This window comes from Salinivibrio sp. SS2 (assembly GCF_001722075.1).
GTDB classification, from domain to species: Bacteria; Pseudomonadota; Gammaproteobacteria; order Enterobacterales; family Vibrionaceae; genus Salinivibrio; species Salinivibrio proteolyticus.
The window spans coordinates 51,891-67,995 of the sequence record NZ_MEBP01000024.1; the positions used below are offsets into that span (position 1 = coordinate 51,891).

Below are 16,105 nucleotides of genomic sequence, written 5' to 3' on the forward strand. Positions count from 1 at the left end.
ACACCGCCCAACGGCAACAAAACGGGTTCAGGCACATAGCGAGATAGCACACGCACAGCTAAATAGAATATAAGTAAAAGGGCAACGTATTCCGGCGTTGCCCTTTTGTGTACAGCAAGCCACAAAGGCTATCAATGGCGTACTGAGTAATATGTATTACGCTGTTGCCGCCTCCCATTTGGCCTGATGAGCAGTGACCTGAGTTCTGGCAGACTTCCAACGCGTATCAAGCTGCAAATCTGTCCAATCAATCGTTTTTGCTACACGCAATTGACTGGCCGCGGGGACATCTGTGATGGGCAAGGTATCGAGAACGGCAACCGCGCTATCTCGGTCATTACAGACCAACACCATATCACAGCCTGCTTCCAAGGCTGCGCGTGCACGAGCCGGTGCATCGCCTAATACATGTGCCCCACCCATACTGAGATCATCAGAGAAAACCAGTCCTTTAAAGCCCAGCTGCTGGCGCAAGATATGGGTCAACCAGAACGCGGATGCACTGGCAGGCTGCCCATCATGATGCGGATACACCACATGAGCCGGCATCATGGCATCCAGTAAGCCTTCCTCGATGAACGCTTTGAAGATGGCGAAATCCGACGAGTGCAACATCTCACGCGGATCATGCGGCGTCACCAGATGAGAGTCTTCCTGTACCCCTCCGTGACCCGGAAAATGCTTGCCCGTACTTGCCATTCCCACCGCGCGCATGCCTTGGGTGAAGGCACGTGCATAACGAATAGCCTCCGCGGGATTGTCACCAAAAGCCCGATCTTTAATCGCTGCGCAAGCAAATCCTAAGTCCAACACTGGTGCAAAGCTTAAATCAATCCCATGCGCGATAAGCTCGGCGGCCATCAACCAGCCGGCTTGCTCGGCAACACTAGCATCCGCCTTAAGAGCCCCATAAGACTGTGCCGCTGGAATACGTGTGAACGGCGCTTTAAAACGCTGTACACGCCCCCCTTCTTGATCGACACCAATTAGAATATCGCGCCCCGCTGCTGCACGGATCTCTGCAGTGAGCGCCTGCAGTTGCTCACTGTCATGATAATTGCGTGCAAACAGAATGACACCGCCCACACTGGGATGAGCTAAGATCTCTTTTTCCTCATTGTCGATACGCTCTGCGTGAACATCCAACCATACTGGCCCCATCATATCTCCTTCATCCCGTTGTCAGCCGACTGCCACGCCGGCACGTTATACTGGTGCCAAGGCCTTACGAGTACGTGACTTGCTTGGCAACTGAAAACCTTGTGACGTATTGATACCGTGCGTATGCCACGCTGGCAGCCACTATCACAACAGAATAATCAAGCACTTTGCCTAGATTCGCAATCTGTTTATACTCGTGCCATGGAAGGGGTATTCAACTAAACAGCTCTCTATTAGGGGTCCCCTCATCTGTCCGCGCAGGGTGTTAATAACGCCCAGTGGTTGCGCAATTTGTGCATTGATAAGGAACACATATGCCTCAACCCGCAGCAGATATATACATCGGTGTGATGTCTGGCACCAGTTTAGATAACATTGATGTCGTGGCAGTACGCTTTACACAAGCTGGGCACGTTGAGCCCATTGCGCGCCACAGTGAGCCCATGCCGCAAGACATTAAAGAAACCGTCATTAGTTTAAGTCGCGGCCACCCTATAGCGATCACTGCGATTGGGCAGTTAGATCGCCGTCTCGGCGAGTGCTATGCCCATGCCATCAATACCTTGCTAGAAAGCGCAAGCTTGCGCCCCAAGCATGTTGCTGCAATCGGTTGTCACGGACAGACCGTGTATCACCAACCCAGTGGTGATTATCCGTTTACCATGCAACTGGGTGATGCCAATGTGATCGCAGCGCGAACAGGCATTACCACGGTTGCCGACTTTCGCCGCAAAGATATGGCGTTTGGCGGCCAAGGCGCGCCACTCGTGCCCGCATTCCATAACGATTTATTTTCCGATGCCAAGCAACCGACCGCAGTGGTCAATATTGGCGGTATTGCCAATGTCTCCATGATATGTCCCGACCAACCCTTATACGGTTACGACACGGGGCCGGGGAATATGCTGATGGATGCATGGATACAGCGTCACAAGCATCAGGCATATGATAAAGATGGCGCATGGGCAGCCAGCTGCTCCGCCTACCAGCCATTGCTGCAGCGTTTGCTCTCAGACCCTTATTTTTCACGCCCCGCGCCAAAAAGCACTGGGAGAGAATACTTCAACCTTGACTGGCTGGATCGCCACTTACTGGCGTTTTCACTCTCCCCGTCACAGGTGCAAGCTACACTACTTGAACTGACGGCACAAAGCATTGCCATGGCGATACAGCCTCATGAGCAAGGTCGCGTGTTTATCTGTGGTGGCGGCGCACACAACCAAGCGTTGATGGCAGCACTTCAGGCGGCGCTACCTCAGTGGCATATTGCGCGTTCAGATGACGTGGGGATCAGTTGCGACGACATGGAAGCCATCGCGTTTGCATGGTTAGCCCGCCAAACCCTCTATAACCAGCCGGGCAATGTGCCCGCTGTCACCGGTGCTAGTCAGGCCTGCTGTCTGGGTGCCATTTATCTGCCCTTCTAGGAAGGGCATCAAGAAAATAGAAGAGTACAACTTTTCCCGTTGTATGGGGTTAGCCGGATGAGCTTAAGCGACCTTGCCGTAAAATCGTGACAGGTTGGACGTTGTCCATACGCTGAACGTAAGCCTGATACTGATTGAACGGTAAGGGGCGCGAGTAGTAAAAGCCTTGGCCAACGTCCACGCCATAGCGTCGCAATAGCGCTTCCGCTTCTTCACACTCCACCCCTTCAGCAACCACCATGACCCCAAGTGAGCGCGCCATATCCGTCGTCGCACGTACAATACTCTGATGGCGACCACTTTGGGGTAAATTGCGTACAAAGCTACGGTCAATTTTCAACTCAGTAAATGGCAGCTGTGAGAGAAAATACAGCGATGAATAGCCGGTGCCGTAGTCATCAATTGATACCTCAATACCACTTGCCGACAGCTCACTGATCAAGCGCTTCAGCCAATCGTAGTCTTCAACCATCACCGATTCGGTCAGTTCAAGAGAAACCAGATTCGTTGGTACATCGTATTGGCTTGCCAGATCAACCACTCGCGCCGCTAAGTTCGGGATATAAATGTCGGACGCACTGATATTGATGGACAGGCGCCGACAGTGACCGCTAGCAATTAACTGTTGCTGCTGTTGGAAAGCACGTCGAATCACCCATAGGGTCAAGTTGTTGATAATACCCACGTCCTCAGCCATACGCACAAAAACATCGGGGGAAATCTGTCCAAAGCGTGGATGCATCCAGCGTGCGAGCACTTCAGAACCATGAATGGAGCCTGTTCGTAAATCAATTTGAGGCTGGTGATAGAGTTCCAGCCCATCGTTTTCGATTGCCTCACGCAGATCTGCTACTAACGAAACATGAAGCTCATGATACTTGTGTTCGTGGTTGTTAAAGTGGGTATATCCTCCGAGCACGGAACGATGTTGCTGCAGTGCTTGCATGGCGCGGTTTATCAACAGGCTAGGGTGCGATCCATCAGACGGATAGTGACACACGCCGATTCGCGCATTGATGTGGGTAATAAAAGACTCGATAGCAAGTTCACCGTTAAGTCCCTCAATGACGGACTCTAAAATATGGTTACATGTCTCTAAATCTTCCTCCTCAATCAAGAAGGTAAATATTCCCTCTTTGAGGCACCCTAGTTGTTGGAAAGGGGTGTCTGATTCCGTATCAATCTGATAAATCTGCTCAACATCCAAGGCTTCTAGAATTCGATCAACGATCGTATTGATATACGACTTGCGCGTATCTTCATCAAGGTAGGGCAATAGATTATTGTAGTTGTCAACGGTTACACAACACAGGTTGAAGCTAATATTACGAGCAATGAGATCATTGATCGCGATGTGAACCACGTTGGTATTGGGCAAACCGCTCAACGTATCATGAGTCAGTGCTTCCATAGCGTTCATTCGCTGGTACCGGAAGCGCTCGGCTAAGGCAACCGAAAACAACATCATGGTGAGGCCCATGGAAAGCATCAACGCATAACGGCTCATTAAGGTGTATTCGCTGTAGCCGAGCAGCAGCGCATAAAACGCTAATCCACCCGCCATTGCAGGTAGCCACGACAACCCAAATAACAGCAACCAGAATTTACCCGGTTGCCACTGTTTGATTAAAAAGTATATGACCAATCCGTAAATGGGCACTTGAGACAGTAACACTAACGACGCGGAAATATACGGTGGAGTGATAAATGTAAGCAGCGCCAAGCCAGCTAAAGCACCTGTCGCCATCAAGAACATGGAACGGACACGTTGGTAGTCTCGACTGCGCTCAAAATCGAGGAAGAAGTAGGTGAACCACAGCGCAATGGTCAGCAAGCATACAGCGAATGCCAAAATATGGTTACTGACAAAAACCTGGGCCCAATCCGGTAAAAAATAGCGACTGAAACCATGATTGGCACTGATCACCACTGTCGCCATCAGAGTGTTCAACACATAAATCAAATACGCACGCTGCCGGCTATACACATACACCCCGACACTATACAGGGTGACTAACAGCATAAAGGTGATAAAGCCGCCCCACAGAAGATGAATCGCTTTGGCGAGTTGATCATACGCTTGATGTGACATCACCCATAACGGCATGGTTGGCATATCACTCGACGTCACTTTGATTAGCAATGTATTTGCTTTATCAGGTAGGAGCGTGACCGGTACTGAGGCAGGGAGAGACATATTTGCTAATCGCGATTGAGTAACATCGCCTCCCTCATACGTAGTCACGATCTGATCGCCATCAACCAGATGATACGCATCCAAGTAATCAATCGTCGTATTATCGGTCAGAATATGGAGATGACGCTCAGTTAACCCTTTATAGTCAAACTCCACTTGTATCCAAAATGTCTGATATTCGAGCTTCCAGGGGATTGATTCGGGGTTTTGTACAGTGGCAAGTGGCGCGTGATCAATCACGTACTCGAGAGGTAATTCGTTAGTCTCGTCAATAAAGTAGCGGTATTCCACATCGAGCAAGGGATCATTGAGCTGTGAGACGCGGGTCAGGTTCGCGATACCATAAAAAACAGATGCCACAAAGGCAACGGCGAGCGCAATAGTGATCCAGATGAGTGCCTGTCGCGACTGCAGAGCCTGCATTTGCATCTTCACTCCAAGTTTTATCGTGATTGACCCAGCAGACCAGTCCAACTCTGTCTGTCTTGGTTTTCCCGACACCGTGAATAACTTTCAAGGCGATCATTTGTAAACCTAGATAGATATGGCTAATTTTTCAAACATAGGTCTCATTTTTGTTGCCCCGTTAACCCACAATTAGTGAACACTTAACGTATCTATGAACATTTGTTCATTGCAATGTTCGACGCTATACTGCAATCAATTCCATTCAGGGCTGACACATCCCACTAGCCAATGAGTACATCCATGATGACGATGCCAACCACAACAGACGCGTTGCAAGAAGACACCGATTTATTGACTGAAATCGCCATTCTTTACTACCAACAAAGCGCCACACAAGAAGAGATCGCGCGTAAGTACAAAATAAGTCGTCCCAAAGTCAGTCGATTACTGCGACGAGCGCGAGAAGAAGGGATCGTCGAAATCACGGTGAAGTTTCACCCTGTCCATAGCGCGCAGCTTGAGCAGCGTTTAATGGACAGGTTTAATTTAAAGCGCGCACTTATCTCTCTCGATCAACCCAGTGCCCAAGAGCAACGTATGCAGGTGGCGACACTCGTCTCAGCTTACTTGGATGCCAACCTGAACGACGGTATGGTCGTCGCGGTTGGTCAAGGACAAAATGTCGCGGCAGTCGCAGACCACCCAGGTGTGGTATCTCATCGTCAAGCACGCTTTGTCTGCGCCATTGGTGGGACGCACCGCAGTGGAGATGCATTCAACGCTGACCATATTTGTCGACGTCTCGCCAAAAAGTTTGGTGGAAGCAGCGAAACCCTCTATGCCCCTGCCTACGTCGACAACGAAACCATTCAACAAGTCTTTGTTTCTCACCCCAACATCAGTGAAACCTTGAACCAAGCCAGAAAAGCAGAGTTTGCGCTGGTGGGAATTGGCGATATGGATGAAAATAGCCACATGGTAAAACTTGGCTGTTTTAGCGCTCGCGAATTTGTAGAAGCACGGGTTAACGATGGTATTGTCGGTGACATCGGCGGCTTTGATTTTTTCCGCATGGACGGTCAACCGACCGATAATCTGATGCGAGGCCGTGTAGTGGGTCTAGCTATGCCAGATTTGGCGCGCATTCCTAATGTGATTGCTATGGCAAGCGAGAGCCGCAAAGCGTTGTCCATCTTAGGTGCACTGCGTACAGGTGTCATTGACGTGTTAGCAACCAGTGCCAGTTGCGCCATGGCGCTATTGAATATGTCAGAGCCAGCACCGAACGAGAAGAAGATCACATTTCAACAGCCAGAGTAAACCACACACAAAGAAGTGAGATGTATCGCGGGTTTATTTCGCAATACAATTGACAATCGATGTGAAAAACACAAAGATCGTCACATCATTTGCTCAGGCGCGTTGCATCTGTTCATATTCAGAGCAGGCGCTAACCCGCAAATTTGGCGTCTGAGCCTATCACGCAGAAAAGGTGAGTGAAGATGAGCAACAAACTGGACCAACTCCGTGCCCTGACCACCGTTGTCGCTGACACTGGTGACATCGAAGCGATCAAAAAGTACCAACCACAAGATGCAACGACAAACCCGTCGCTGATCCTGAAAGCGGCGCAAATCAAAGAATATGCGCCGCTCATCGAAGAAGCGATTGCTTACGCCAAATCACACAGCAACGACGCTGATCAACAAGTGGCAGACACGTGTGATCGTCTTGCCGTCAATATCGGTAAAGAAATCCTCAATGCTATCCCTGGCCGTATTTCAACCGAAGTGGATGCACGCTTATCTTACGACACTGACGCCAGTGTGGCGAAAGCACGCAAACTGATCAGCATGTACAACGAGGCAGGGATCAGCAACGACCGTATCTTGATCAAACTCGCCTCAACGTGGGAAGGTATTCGCGCCGCAGAGATCCTAGAAAAAGAAGGAATCAACTGTAACCTGACGCTACTCTTCTCGTTCGCGCAAGCGCGCGCCTGTGCCGAAGCTGGTGTTTACTTGATCTCACCATTCGTTGGTCGCATCATGGACTGGTACAAAGCGAAAGAAGGCCGTGATTTCACACCAGCAGAAGACCCAGGTGTGAAATCCGTCACCACCATCTACAACTATTACAAGTCGCATGGCTACAATACTGTGGTCATGGGTGCAAGCTTCCGTAATACCGGCGAAATCTTGGAGCTGGCAGGCTGTGACCGTCTAACCATCAGCCCACAACTGCTGCAAGAGCTTAGTGACGCAGAAGGTGACGTGCCAGTGAAATTGCAAGACACTGGCGCCACAGAGCAGCGCCCAGCGCGTATGACCCATGCTGAGTTTATGTGGGAACATAACCAAGACGCGATGGCCGTTGAAAAACTGGCTGAAGGCATCCGCAATTTCGCGGTTGACCAAGGCAAGCTCGAAGCCATGATTCGCGAGCAACTGTGATTTAACACAATAAAAGCGGCTTAGGCCGCTTTTATGATTAACGTCGATACCGTATTCAACCTGTTCAATCTGTAGGTATACACATGGAACGCAAAATGCTAGCCAACGCCATTCGCGCCCTTGCGATGGACGGAGTTCAACAAGCTAACTCGGGACACCCAGGTGCCCCAATGGGTATGGCTGATATCGCCGAGGTTTTGTGGCGCGACCACATGAACCACAACCCACAAAACCCAGACTGGGCAAACCGCGATCGCTTTGTGCTATCAAACGGCCACGGCTCAATGCTGATTTACTCACTGCTGCACCTTACGGGTTATGACCTTGCCATTGACGATCTGAAGCAATTCCGTCAATTGCACTCAAAAACACCGGGTCACCCAGAGTACGGTTATGCCCCTGGCATCGAGACCACAACCGGTCCGCTTGGCCAAGGTATTACTAACGCCGTCGGTATGGCCGTGGCTGAGAAAGCACTGGCTGCTCAATTCAACCGTGACGGCCATAATATTGTCGATCATCACACTTACGCGTTCCTTGGTGATGGCTGCTTGATGGAAGGTATTTCTCACGAAGCCTGCTCGCTAGCCGGTACCTTGGGCCTAGGTAAATTGATCGCGTTTTGGGATGACAACGGCATCTCAATCGACGGTCACGTTGAAGGTTGGTTCTCTGACGATACGCCAAAACGTTTCGAATCATACGGCTGGCAAGTTATCCCAGCGGTCGACGGCCACGATCCTGCCGCGATTCAAGCAGCTATCGAAGCGGCAAAAGCTGAAACCGGCAAACCAACGCTTATTTGTACCAAAACCACCATTGGTTACGGTTCGCCAAACAAAGCCGGTAGCCATGACTGCCACGGCGCACCGCTGGGTGAAGACGAAATCAAAGCGGCACGCGAATTCCTTGGTTGGGAGTACGGTCCGTTTGAGATCCCACAAGATATTTATGCACAGTGGGATGCCAAAGAAGCCGGTGCGGCCAAAGAAGCAGCATGGAACGAAAAATTCGCTGCCTATCAGGCGCAGTATCCAGAACTCGCGGCGGAATTTACGCGTCGTATGAACGGTGACCTGCCTTCAAACTGGGACAGCGAAACCCAAAAGCTCATCAAAGACCTACAGGCTAATCCAGCGAAAATTGCCTCACGCAAAGCGTCGCAAAACGTACTAGAAGCCTTCGGCAAACTGCTACCTGAACTGCTCGGCGGTTCGGCGGATCTGGCGCCATCAAACCTCACCATGTGGTCTGGTTCAAAAGCCATTACCGCTGACGATGCCAGTGGTAACTACCTACACTACGGTGTACGTGAGTTCGGTATGACGGCCATCATTAACGGTATTGCGTTGCATGGCGGCTTTGTACCTTATGGCGCAACCTTCTTGATGTTCATGGAATACGCGCGTAACGCGATGCGTATGGCAGCCCTGATGAAGGTGCAAAACATTCAGGTTTATACCCACGATTCCATCGGCTTGGGCGAAGACGGTCCAACTCACCAGCCGGTCGAGCAAATGGCTAACCTGCGCCAGACACCAAACATGAGCACTTGGCGTCCATGTGATCAGGTAGAATCAGCCGTTGCTTGGAAGGCAGCTGTTGAGCGTAAAGACGGCCCAAGCGCGTTGATCTTCTCGCGCCAAGGCCTTGCCCAACAAGATCGTGATGATGCACAGCTTGCTAACATTGCCAAAGGCGGCTACATCCTGAAAGATTGTGCGGGCAAGCCAGAGCTTATCTTAATTGCAACTGGCTCTGAAGTTGAGCTGGCCGTTGATGCGGCGGCACAGCTGAGTGAGTCTGGCAAGCAAGTGCGTGTGGTTTCCATGCCAAGCACGGATCTGTTTGATAAGCAAGATGCAGCCTATCGCGAATCTGTATTGCCATCAGACGTAACCGCGCGTATCGCGATCGAAGCTGGCATTGCCGACTACTGGTACAAGTACGTGGGTCTAGACGGTCGTATCATTGGCATGACATCTTTTGGTGAATCAGCACCGGCTGGTGAGCTATTTAAGATGTTTGGTTTCACCGTTGAAAACGTTGTAGAAACCGCTAACGAACTACTCGCCTAGTTCCTTATAGCCAGCGATTAGCACGCTAACGCGCACAAAGGCCAGTCTTAGACTGGCCTTTTTTATATCCTTTCGCCACGGTTCAGTAAAGTCAGTAAAGAAAGCGACTGGCTGATGGACGAGGGTGATACGCAGACCTCACACCGAGATCGTGGCGAAGATATTCAGATAGCTGATCCATTGAACAAACGTTCAACATTTTATCGGCTCGCGTAATGCCAACCGTGATAGTGACAACCTTCATCACAGTGACGGTAAAACCTTGTTTCGTAATTGCCATCAGTGACTTTCCTCTCATTGTTTTTTCAACATACTCGCCATCATAAAACCTCAAGTTATATTGAGGTAAATGAAAATCACAGCAACGGGAGCAAAAAATGACCATGAGTGTCGGGCAAGTGGCTAAGCGTGCGGGGGTAAAGGTCTCTACCCTGCATTTTTACGAGCAAAAGGGGCTGATTGTGAGTCAACGCAACGCGGGTAACCAACGTCGTTACGACCGTGCAGTGCTGCGTCGCCTTGCCGTGATAAAAGCGGCGCAAAATGTTGGCCTGTCACTGGATGAGATTGGTAAAGCACTCAGCGAGCTTCCTTCACATCAAGCCCCCACTCAAGCGCAATGGCGTAAAATGGCAGAGCACTGGGATCAGACCCTGAATGATCAAATTGCGCGGCTTCAACAGCTACAGTCAAACCTCAGTGGCTGTATCGGCTGCGGCTGCCTCTCCATGAAATCATGTGCGCTCTATAATCCCAATGACGTGGTGGGCGAAGCCACGAAAGATGACAACGTGCTCAACCACCCCAAAAAAAATGTGTCTGATCTTTTAAAACACTGGGGACAAAATAAGTAATAAACGCTTTACATGAACTGGGATTGCTGTATGGTGGACACAGCTCTGGAACATGGAGCATCAATGATTCATCAAGTAAAAGTCGACATAAGCTACGCTATTATCAATATTATAGAGTTTCTAACGTTACCCACTTTCGCTTTTAGACATTTCATCGACTCCGTTCAAAGCTACCCTATTTATTTTAATTTAAGAGAGAATGATTATGTCTAATCAATCAACTGGTATCGTAAAGTGGTTTAACGAAGAGAAAGGTTTTGGTTTCATCACTCAAGACAGCGGCGAAAAAGACGTGTTTGTACACTTCCGCGCGATTGTTGGTGAAGGCTTTAAAACCCTTACCGAAGGCCAACGTGTAAACTTTACCGTTGAGCAAGGCCAAAAAGGCCCACAGGCATCTAACGTTTCTGTTGCATAAGAAACCTTGTCTGACTGATTGTAGGGCGCCGTTGGCGCCCTTTTTTGTGCCTATCGAACAGACACTCGCGATAATAAAAAAGGCCCCACAAGCACTTGCTGTGGGGCCTTTTTAACCTTGATATCAATTAACCTTGATTAGCTTTGTTGCATCTTCTGGCGTTTTTTCAAAAAGGTTAACCAGCTTTCTACTGCGTCATCCGGCGAAATACGTTGCGCGACTTTAGCTTGCTCAAGGGCATGGTCAAACTGATTCAACTTGTAATACGCTTGTACTTTCGCTAGCGCAATATCCTTCTTAGAAGCCCCTTTTTCCGCTCTGTCTAGCGAAGTGAGTGCTTGCTGATAATCACCCTGCTGAATTTGCATCAAAGCCAGCTGCCAGTGATATTGGCTCTCTTTCTTAGCTGCTAGTTGCCAAGCTGAAATGGCCTGAGACCATTCACGCGCTTGTTGCCAAAGGCTGGCTTGCTGAGCAAGTGTTTGCGCATCTTGCTCGCTCTCAGGCAACCCCTTCAGCCACTTGGCTGCGCGCTCAGGAACACCGACATTGGCATAAAGCTGTGCCACTGTCCGTTGCTCACTCGGCTCTAGGGCTATCCCTTTGCGCTTGGCAAGTAAATAGGTGCTAATCGCGTTTTTCGGCTGTTCTAAGCGCACATAGTTGGCCGCCAATTGACGCCACCACTGTTTATTATCTGGCTCAAGGGCAATCAAGGCTTTTAAAGTGGGGGGCGCCCCGCGCCATTGCTCCAATTGCAATTGTGCCCCAAGCTTGAGTGACAATGCCGACACGGTGGCCGTGTTATTCATGGCGCGCTCATAGTCCGGATACGCAGCCAACACTTTCTGCCATTGCTCGCGTTGATAATGCGCTTGCATGATACGCAGCCACACATCTTCTGCCTGCTCGGATTTCTCTTTAGGTACCGAACGGGCGAGCGGATAATAATATTGCAATGCCGCCGCGTATTGGCCATCAATCAGCAGTAAATCGGCTAACATCCGCTTGGTTTGCCACGCTTGCGCATCTTGCAATTGCTCGCTATCTACCGCGCGCTTGATATGAACAATCGCTTTATCATTGTTGCCATATTGCCAGTAGAAAACCCCCAGCGCACGGTCAACAAAAGCTTTGTCAAAATCACGTTTCACATTCAGCTTGTTGAGTAGCGCAATGGCTTCGCCCAACTTAGACGCTTGCTCTAACGCTTGTGCCTTTTCAATCGATAAGGCAACCGAGGGTGACAACTGCGCCGCGGCGGGCAGCGCAAACATCAATGCCAAGGTAAAGATAAGTCGTTTCAACATTAGCGTAAGTTAAACTCCAATTTGATCTGCTGACCCGGCTGCGCCACGGCTTCTCCATTCACCACTTTGGGCTCGTACTTCCATTTACGCAGCGCTCGCAGTGCTTCACGTTCAAATACTCGGGGCGGATTTGCTTCAACCACACTCAAATCTTGCGGTCGACCGGAAGGACTAATGGTAAAACGCACCACTACATATCCTTCTAAACCACGACGCATGGCCCGTGGTGGATAATTGGGTTCCACCCGAAACAGCGGCATAGCCTGCTGATTATTCGGCCCCTGCATGACGCTTAAATCACCCAGTGAGGGAGCTTGCACCATGACGCCTTGAATGTTGGTCTGCAAATTCAGCGTTGGCATATCCGGCTGAGCGGAAGCTGTCGATTGTGTTTGTGTCACCGGCGTCGGCGTATCTGGTATTTCCGGTGGTTTCGGCCGCTCTGGCACCGTGCGCTGACGACGCTGCACATCGGTGTCTGGCTCCTGCATAAAAATATCGATGCTCATCGAGGTCGACGTTTCTTGCGGGCGCTGGGTACTGTGACCCACCATCAGAGCCATCAGCATAAATAAGCCTAACGTGAATACCAGCGCGACCGGCATTGAAATCAGCCATCGCTTCATTATGGCGACTCCGTAGCCAAGGCAATACTCGCGATCCCTGCTCCCTTGGCGGCGTCCATCACTTTTACGACGGTACCATTGTACGCCAGTTCATCGGCTTGAATCACAAGGGACGCATCCGGCTTATCCAACAGCACATGCTCTAACGTCGCTTCGACACGCTCTACATCCACCAAACGCTTATCAATATAGATTTCGTTCGATGCGGTCACTGCGACAAAGATACCGGCATCTTTTTGGCTGGTTGCATGGCTGGCCTCGGGACGGTTCACTTCCACCCCGGATTCGCGCACAAACGAGCTAGTGACGATAAAAAAGATCAACATGATGAACACAATGTCCAACATGGAGGTTAAATCGATTTGCGCTTCTTCGCGCTGCTTATGAGGTCGAATCAATCGCATTACTGACTCCGAAGCGCCTGTTCAAGCGCAACTTCTCGGCGCTGACAGGCTTTAACTAGACGGGCATGGGCAAACATGCCGGCAAGGGCCGCCACCATACCAGCCATGGTCGGCAGCGTAGCCATCGAGATCCCCGATGCCATCAAGCGTGGCTCGCTGGTCCCCTGGCTGGCCATCACATCAAATACCGAGATCATTCCAGTGACTGTGCCCAACAGGCCCAACATCGGGCAAATGGCCACCAGCGCTTTAATTAAACTGAGGTAGCGCCCCAGTTCATGCTGCGCTTCAAATAGCCACCCTTGACGAATAGCGCGTGCATACCACGAATGGTGATCAGTGCGTGCTTGCCAAGCCGATACCCACGCTTGCCGTTGTACCGGAAACCGTGAGTATAAGTACAACAAACGTTCGATCACCAACACCCAGCAAAACAGCACTACCAGACCCAGCCACCATAGCACTGGCCCACCTTGCGCCATAAAATGGCGCAAGATAAACCAAATATCTTGGTGATTGAATTGGGAAAGTAGCTCTACATCCATCATGCTGCTTGTCCAGTGGCCGCCGTATTCGCTGGTTGCTCGGCTTGTTCTGCAACAAGGCTAATACTTTGTTTTTCCAACATGCCGCGAATGTGATCGGCCTGCCCGCTCAAAATATTATGCGCAAGAAGCAGTGGGATCGCCGCGATCAAGCCGAGTACCGTGGTCACGAGAGCCATCGAAATACCGCCTGCCATCACTTTCGGGTCGCCATTACCAAACTGGGTAATCACTTGGAAAGTTTCGATCATCCCCGTCACTGTTCCCAACAGACCCAGCATTGGCGCCAGTGCTGCCAGTAGTTTCAACATAGAGAGGCCTTTTTCACAGCCTTGCTGCTCATCGACAACCGCTTCCAGCAAACGTAACTCCAGCGATTCAACATCACGTTGTGGCGCATCGTGATACACCTTGAGGACACGGCCAAGTGGGTTATCCTCTGGTGACTCTGGATGTTTCAGCTGACGATGCATTTTGGCATGAATAGACAAAAGGACCGCGCCACGATAGAGCGCAATTAACAGACCAACCGCCAACAACGCCGCAATCACTTTGGCCACAAAACCGCCTTGGCTAAAGCGATCCGCCAGGCTTGGCGCTTTCTCCAATTGACTGAGGAGAAAACCGCGCGACGGATCAACCAGTACAGGCTCACCCACCGAGGTGATCGCTTGCTCGAGCTTGGATGTAGTCAGGGTATTATCAGGTTGCGCACGATACGGGATCGCCACCTTCCTGTCCGACTGCCAGTTCAAATAGCCCTGCGGGCTAATCAGCCCAAGGTTACCGATGCGCACCACCGACTGCTCAGACGACACGCCTTGCGCATCCACAACCGGCAGCGTTAACGCTTGCAGTTCGCCGCTAGTTTGCATTTGGGTGAGCATCCCTTGCCACAAGGTATTTAGCTGTTTGAGCGACGGTAATGTATCGGCGGCAACGATCTCTGAAACGGTTTGATTAAAGGTCGGTTGCGTGATGCCTACATAGCTGGAAGCGCTGTCGGTTTGAATGGTTTTGCTCGCTTGACGCACCACGCCAAATAGCTCTCCCAAACTGCCCGATTCTAAGCGAAGTTTATCTTCCAACGACGCCAGTTGTTGCTCGTTGTCACTAAAGGTGTCACTGAGTTTTTCGGTTTCCGCCTCAAGCGCATTACGGGTCGCTTTCAACTGATTCAGTTTGGCGCGCAGCTCCCGCTCCGTCATCGCGAACTCCGCTTCACGCGCTTGGTTGTGTTCACGGGCTTGCTGCTGCGCTTGTTGGGTTTGACCCACAAGATCGTCAGCATGGGTCAAAGGCGCGACAGCCATAAAACAGGCCGCAGCAATCAGCGTTTTCCAGCTCATGATTTCACCCCTTGGTTGGCACTTAAAGGCAGAGATAACAACGACGGCGCCACTTGTTTTTGTGCAACCGCGAAGGCTTTATCCACGGCTTCGCCCGCACTCGCATCCAAGGATACCCACTGCATATCTCGTGTGCTCCATACCCAATGCTGCTTGCCATCAAGGCTACGGGCCACCAGCGACACGCGACCAAGATGCAGCACATCCACTTGATGTGCCCGACCATCCAGCGCAATGGTGTCTTGGTAAGCATCTAGCTTAGTGCCATAGTCACGCTCAATTTGATAGGCCTCGAGAATACGACGAAACTTCTCCGAATCCGCCACATCGGCGCGACCCATCATCGCTTGAAGTTTTTCTAGGCGTGCTTGTCGCTGCTCCGCTTTCAGTGGCATATCTTTAGCAATCCACTGTTCCAATCCGTCAAGCATGCGGTACATCAAAGGTACAATGCCTTGGCGCGTCTCTTTGATCTCGATGATTTGATCGCGAAGGCTTTGTGCTTCTACCTGTTGGTTGCTCACCAAGCTTTGTAGGTGATCGCGGTAGATTTCTAAATTACTGATCTGAGTTTGGATTTGCTCAATTTCTTGACGCATAGCCAAACTGGCATCGGCGCGGCGATTAATGCGTGATTGCGACTGTGCCGCTTCTTGGGTGGTTTTACCCTCGATGGCTTGCGCCTTTTCGAGCTGATCCGCACTCACCGCTGGCGTGAACGCCAAACAGGACGCAACGCCCAGCACGAGCCGAAATGAAGACGATTTTATCATGGTGATATCTACAAACATGCTTGGTGATATGGCTTCCGCCACAAACAAAAGTGAGAATAGTTTCTATTTGCGTGTAATGTACCGAGTTTGGCGGCAAAGATC

At 50.6% G+C, this 16,105-nt stretch carries 15 protein-coding genes; 6 read left to right on the plus strand and 9 right to left on the minus strand.

Annotated elements, in window-relative coordinates; all coding sequences use genetic code 11:
- Positions 1–156: 156 nt before the first annotated feature.
- Entirely contained in the window at positions 157–1,161 is a 1,005-nt protein-coding gene (gene nagZ, locus BGK46_RS01630) for a beta-N-acetylhexosaminidase (protein WP_069586731.1), read from the minus strand.
- A gap of 314 nt (positions 1,162–1,475) precedes the next feature.
- Here nagZ and BGK46_RS01635 point away from each other — a divergent pair, with 314 nt between their 5' ends.
- Entirely contained in the window at positions 1,476–2,588 is a 1,113-nt protein-coding gene (locus BGK46_RS01635) for an anhydro-N-acetylmuramic acid kinase (protein WP_069586732.1), read from the plus strand.
- 49 nt (positions 2,589–2,637) lie between these two features.
- Here BGK46_RS01635 and BGK46_RS01640 read toward each other — a convergent pair whose 3' ends face one another.
- Positions 2,638–5,214, minus strand: a complete 2,577-nt coding sequence (locus BGK46_RS01640) for an EAL domain-containing protein (protein WP_069586733.1) — start codon at positions 5,212–5,214, stop codon at positions 2,638–2,640.
- Between the two features lie 282 nt (positions 5,215–5,496).
- Between BGK46_RS01640 and BGK46_RS01645 the strand changes: the two genes are divergently transcribed.
- The 3 genes from BGK46_RS01645 (at position 5,497) to tkt (ending at position 9,724) form a co-directional block, all read left to right on the plus strand.
- Positions 5,497–6,513: a sugar-binding transcriptional regulator gene (locus tag BGK46_RS01645; RefSeq protein ID WP_371440441.1), complete on the plus strand. Its 1,017-nt coding sequence runs from the start codon at positions 5,497–5,499 to the stop codon at positions 6,511–6,513.
- 182 nt (positions 6,514–6,695) lie between these two features.
- On the plus strand, positions 6,696–7,646 hold the full coding sequence (tal, locus tag BGK46_RS01650; protein ID WP_069586735.1) for a transaldolase: 951 nt from the start codon (positions 6,696–6,698) through the stop codon (positions 7,644–7,646).
- An 83-nt stretch (positions 7,647–7,729) separates the two neighbouring features.
- Entirely contained in the window at positions 7,730–9,724 is a 1,995-nt protein-coding gene (gene tkt / locus BGK46_RS01655) for a transketolase (RefSeq protein ID WP_069586736.1), read from the plus strand.
- 91 nt (positions 9,725–9,815) lie between these two features.
- On the opposite strand, the gene BGK46_RS01660 is transcribed toward tkt, so the two are convergent.
- A complete protein-coding gene (locus BGK46_RS01660; protein ID WP_069586737.1) occupies positions 9,816–10,004 on the minus strand; it encodes a hypothetical protein in 189 nt (62 codons plus the stop codon).
- Between the two features lie 97 nt (positions 10,005–10,101).
- On the opposite strand from BGK46_RS01660, the gene soxR reads away from it, so the two are divergent.
- Both soxR and cspE read left to right on the plus strand, forming a co-directional pair.
- The gene (gene soxR / locus BGK46_RS01665; RefSeq protein WP_069586738.1) at positions 10,102–10,578 is read left to right on the plus strand and encodes a redox-sensitive transcriptional activator SoxR; all 477 of its coding nucleotides are present in this window, start codon (positions 10,102–10,104) and stop codon (positions 10,576–10,578) included.
- A 205-nt stretch (positions 10,579–10,783) separates the two neighbouring features.
- Positions 10,784–10,996 carry a transcription antiterminator/RNA stability regulator CspE gene (cspE, locus tag BGK46_RS01670; protein ID WP_069586739.1) on the plus strand — a complete coding sequence of 71 codons (213 nt, stop codon included), beginning with the start codon at positions 10,784–10,786 and terminating at the stop codon, positions 10,994–10,996.
- A 137-nt stretch (positions 10,997–11,133) separates the two neighbouring features.
- Here cspE and BGK46_RS01675 read toward each other — a convergent pair whose 3' ends face one another.
- The 6 genes from BGK46_RS01675 to BGK46_RS01700 are packed head-to-tail and all read right to left on the minus strand — an operon-like array spanning position 11,134 to position 16,009.
- Complete coding sequence (locus BGK46_RS01675) at positions 11,134–12,306, minus strand: tetratricopeptide repeat protein (RefSeq protein ID WP_069586740.1); 1,173 nt, start codon at positions 12,304–12,306, stop codon at positions 11,134–11,136.
- Positions 12,306–12,932: an energy transducer TonB gene (locus tag BGK46_RS01680; RefSeq protein ID WP_069586741.1), complete on the minus strand. Its 627-nt coding sequence runs from the start codon at positions 12,930–12,932 to the stop codon at positions 12,306–12,308. The genes BGK46_RS01675 and BGK46_RS01680 overlap by 1 nt, the downstream gene beginning before the upstream one ends.
- A complete protein-coding gene (locus BGK46_RS01685; RefSeq protein ID WP_069586742.1) occupies positions 12,932–13,336 on the minus strand; it encodes an ExbD/TolR family protein in 405 nt (134 codons plus the stop codon). Before BGK46_RS01685 ends, BGK46_RS01680 begins: the two co-directional genes overlap by 1 nt.
- A complete protein-coding gene (locus BGK46_RS01690) occupies positions 13,336–13,881 on the minus strand; it encodes a MotA/TolQ/ExbB proton channel family protein (RefSeq protein ID WP_069586743.1) in 546 nt (181 codons plus the stop codon). The genes BGK46_RS01685 and BGK46_RS01690 overlap by 1 nt, the downstream gene beginning before the upstream one ends.
- Positions 13,881–15,230 carry a MotA/TolQ/ExbB proton channel family protein gene (locus tag BGK46_RS01695; RefSeq protein ID WP_069586744.1) on the minus strand — a complete coding sequence of 450 codons (1,350 nt, stop codon included), beginning with the start codon at positions 15,228–15,230 and terminating at the stop codon, positions 13,881–13,883. Before BGK46_RS01695 ends, BGK46_RS01690 begins: the two co-directional genes overlap by 1 nt.
- Positions 15,227–16,009 (minus strand): DUF3450 domain-containing protein, encoded by a 783-nt coding sequence (locus BGK46_RS01700; protein ID WP_069586799.1) that lies wholly within the window; start codon positions 16,007–16,009, stop codon positions 15,227–15,229. Before BGK46_RS01700 ends, BGK46_RS01695 begins: the two co-directional genes overlap by 4 nt.
- Positions 16,010–16,105: the final 96 nt, after the last annotated feature.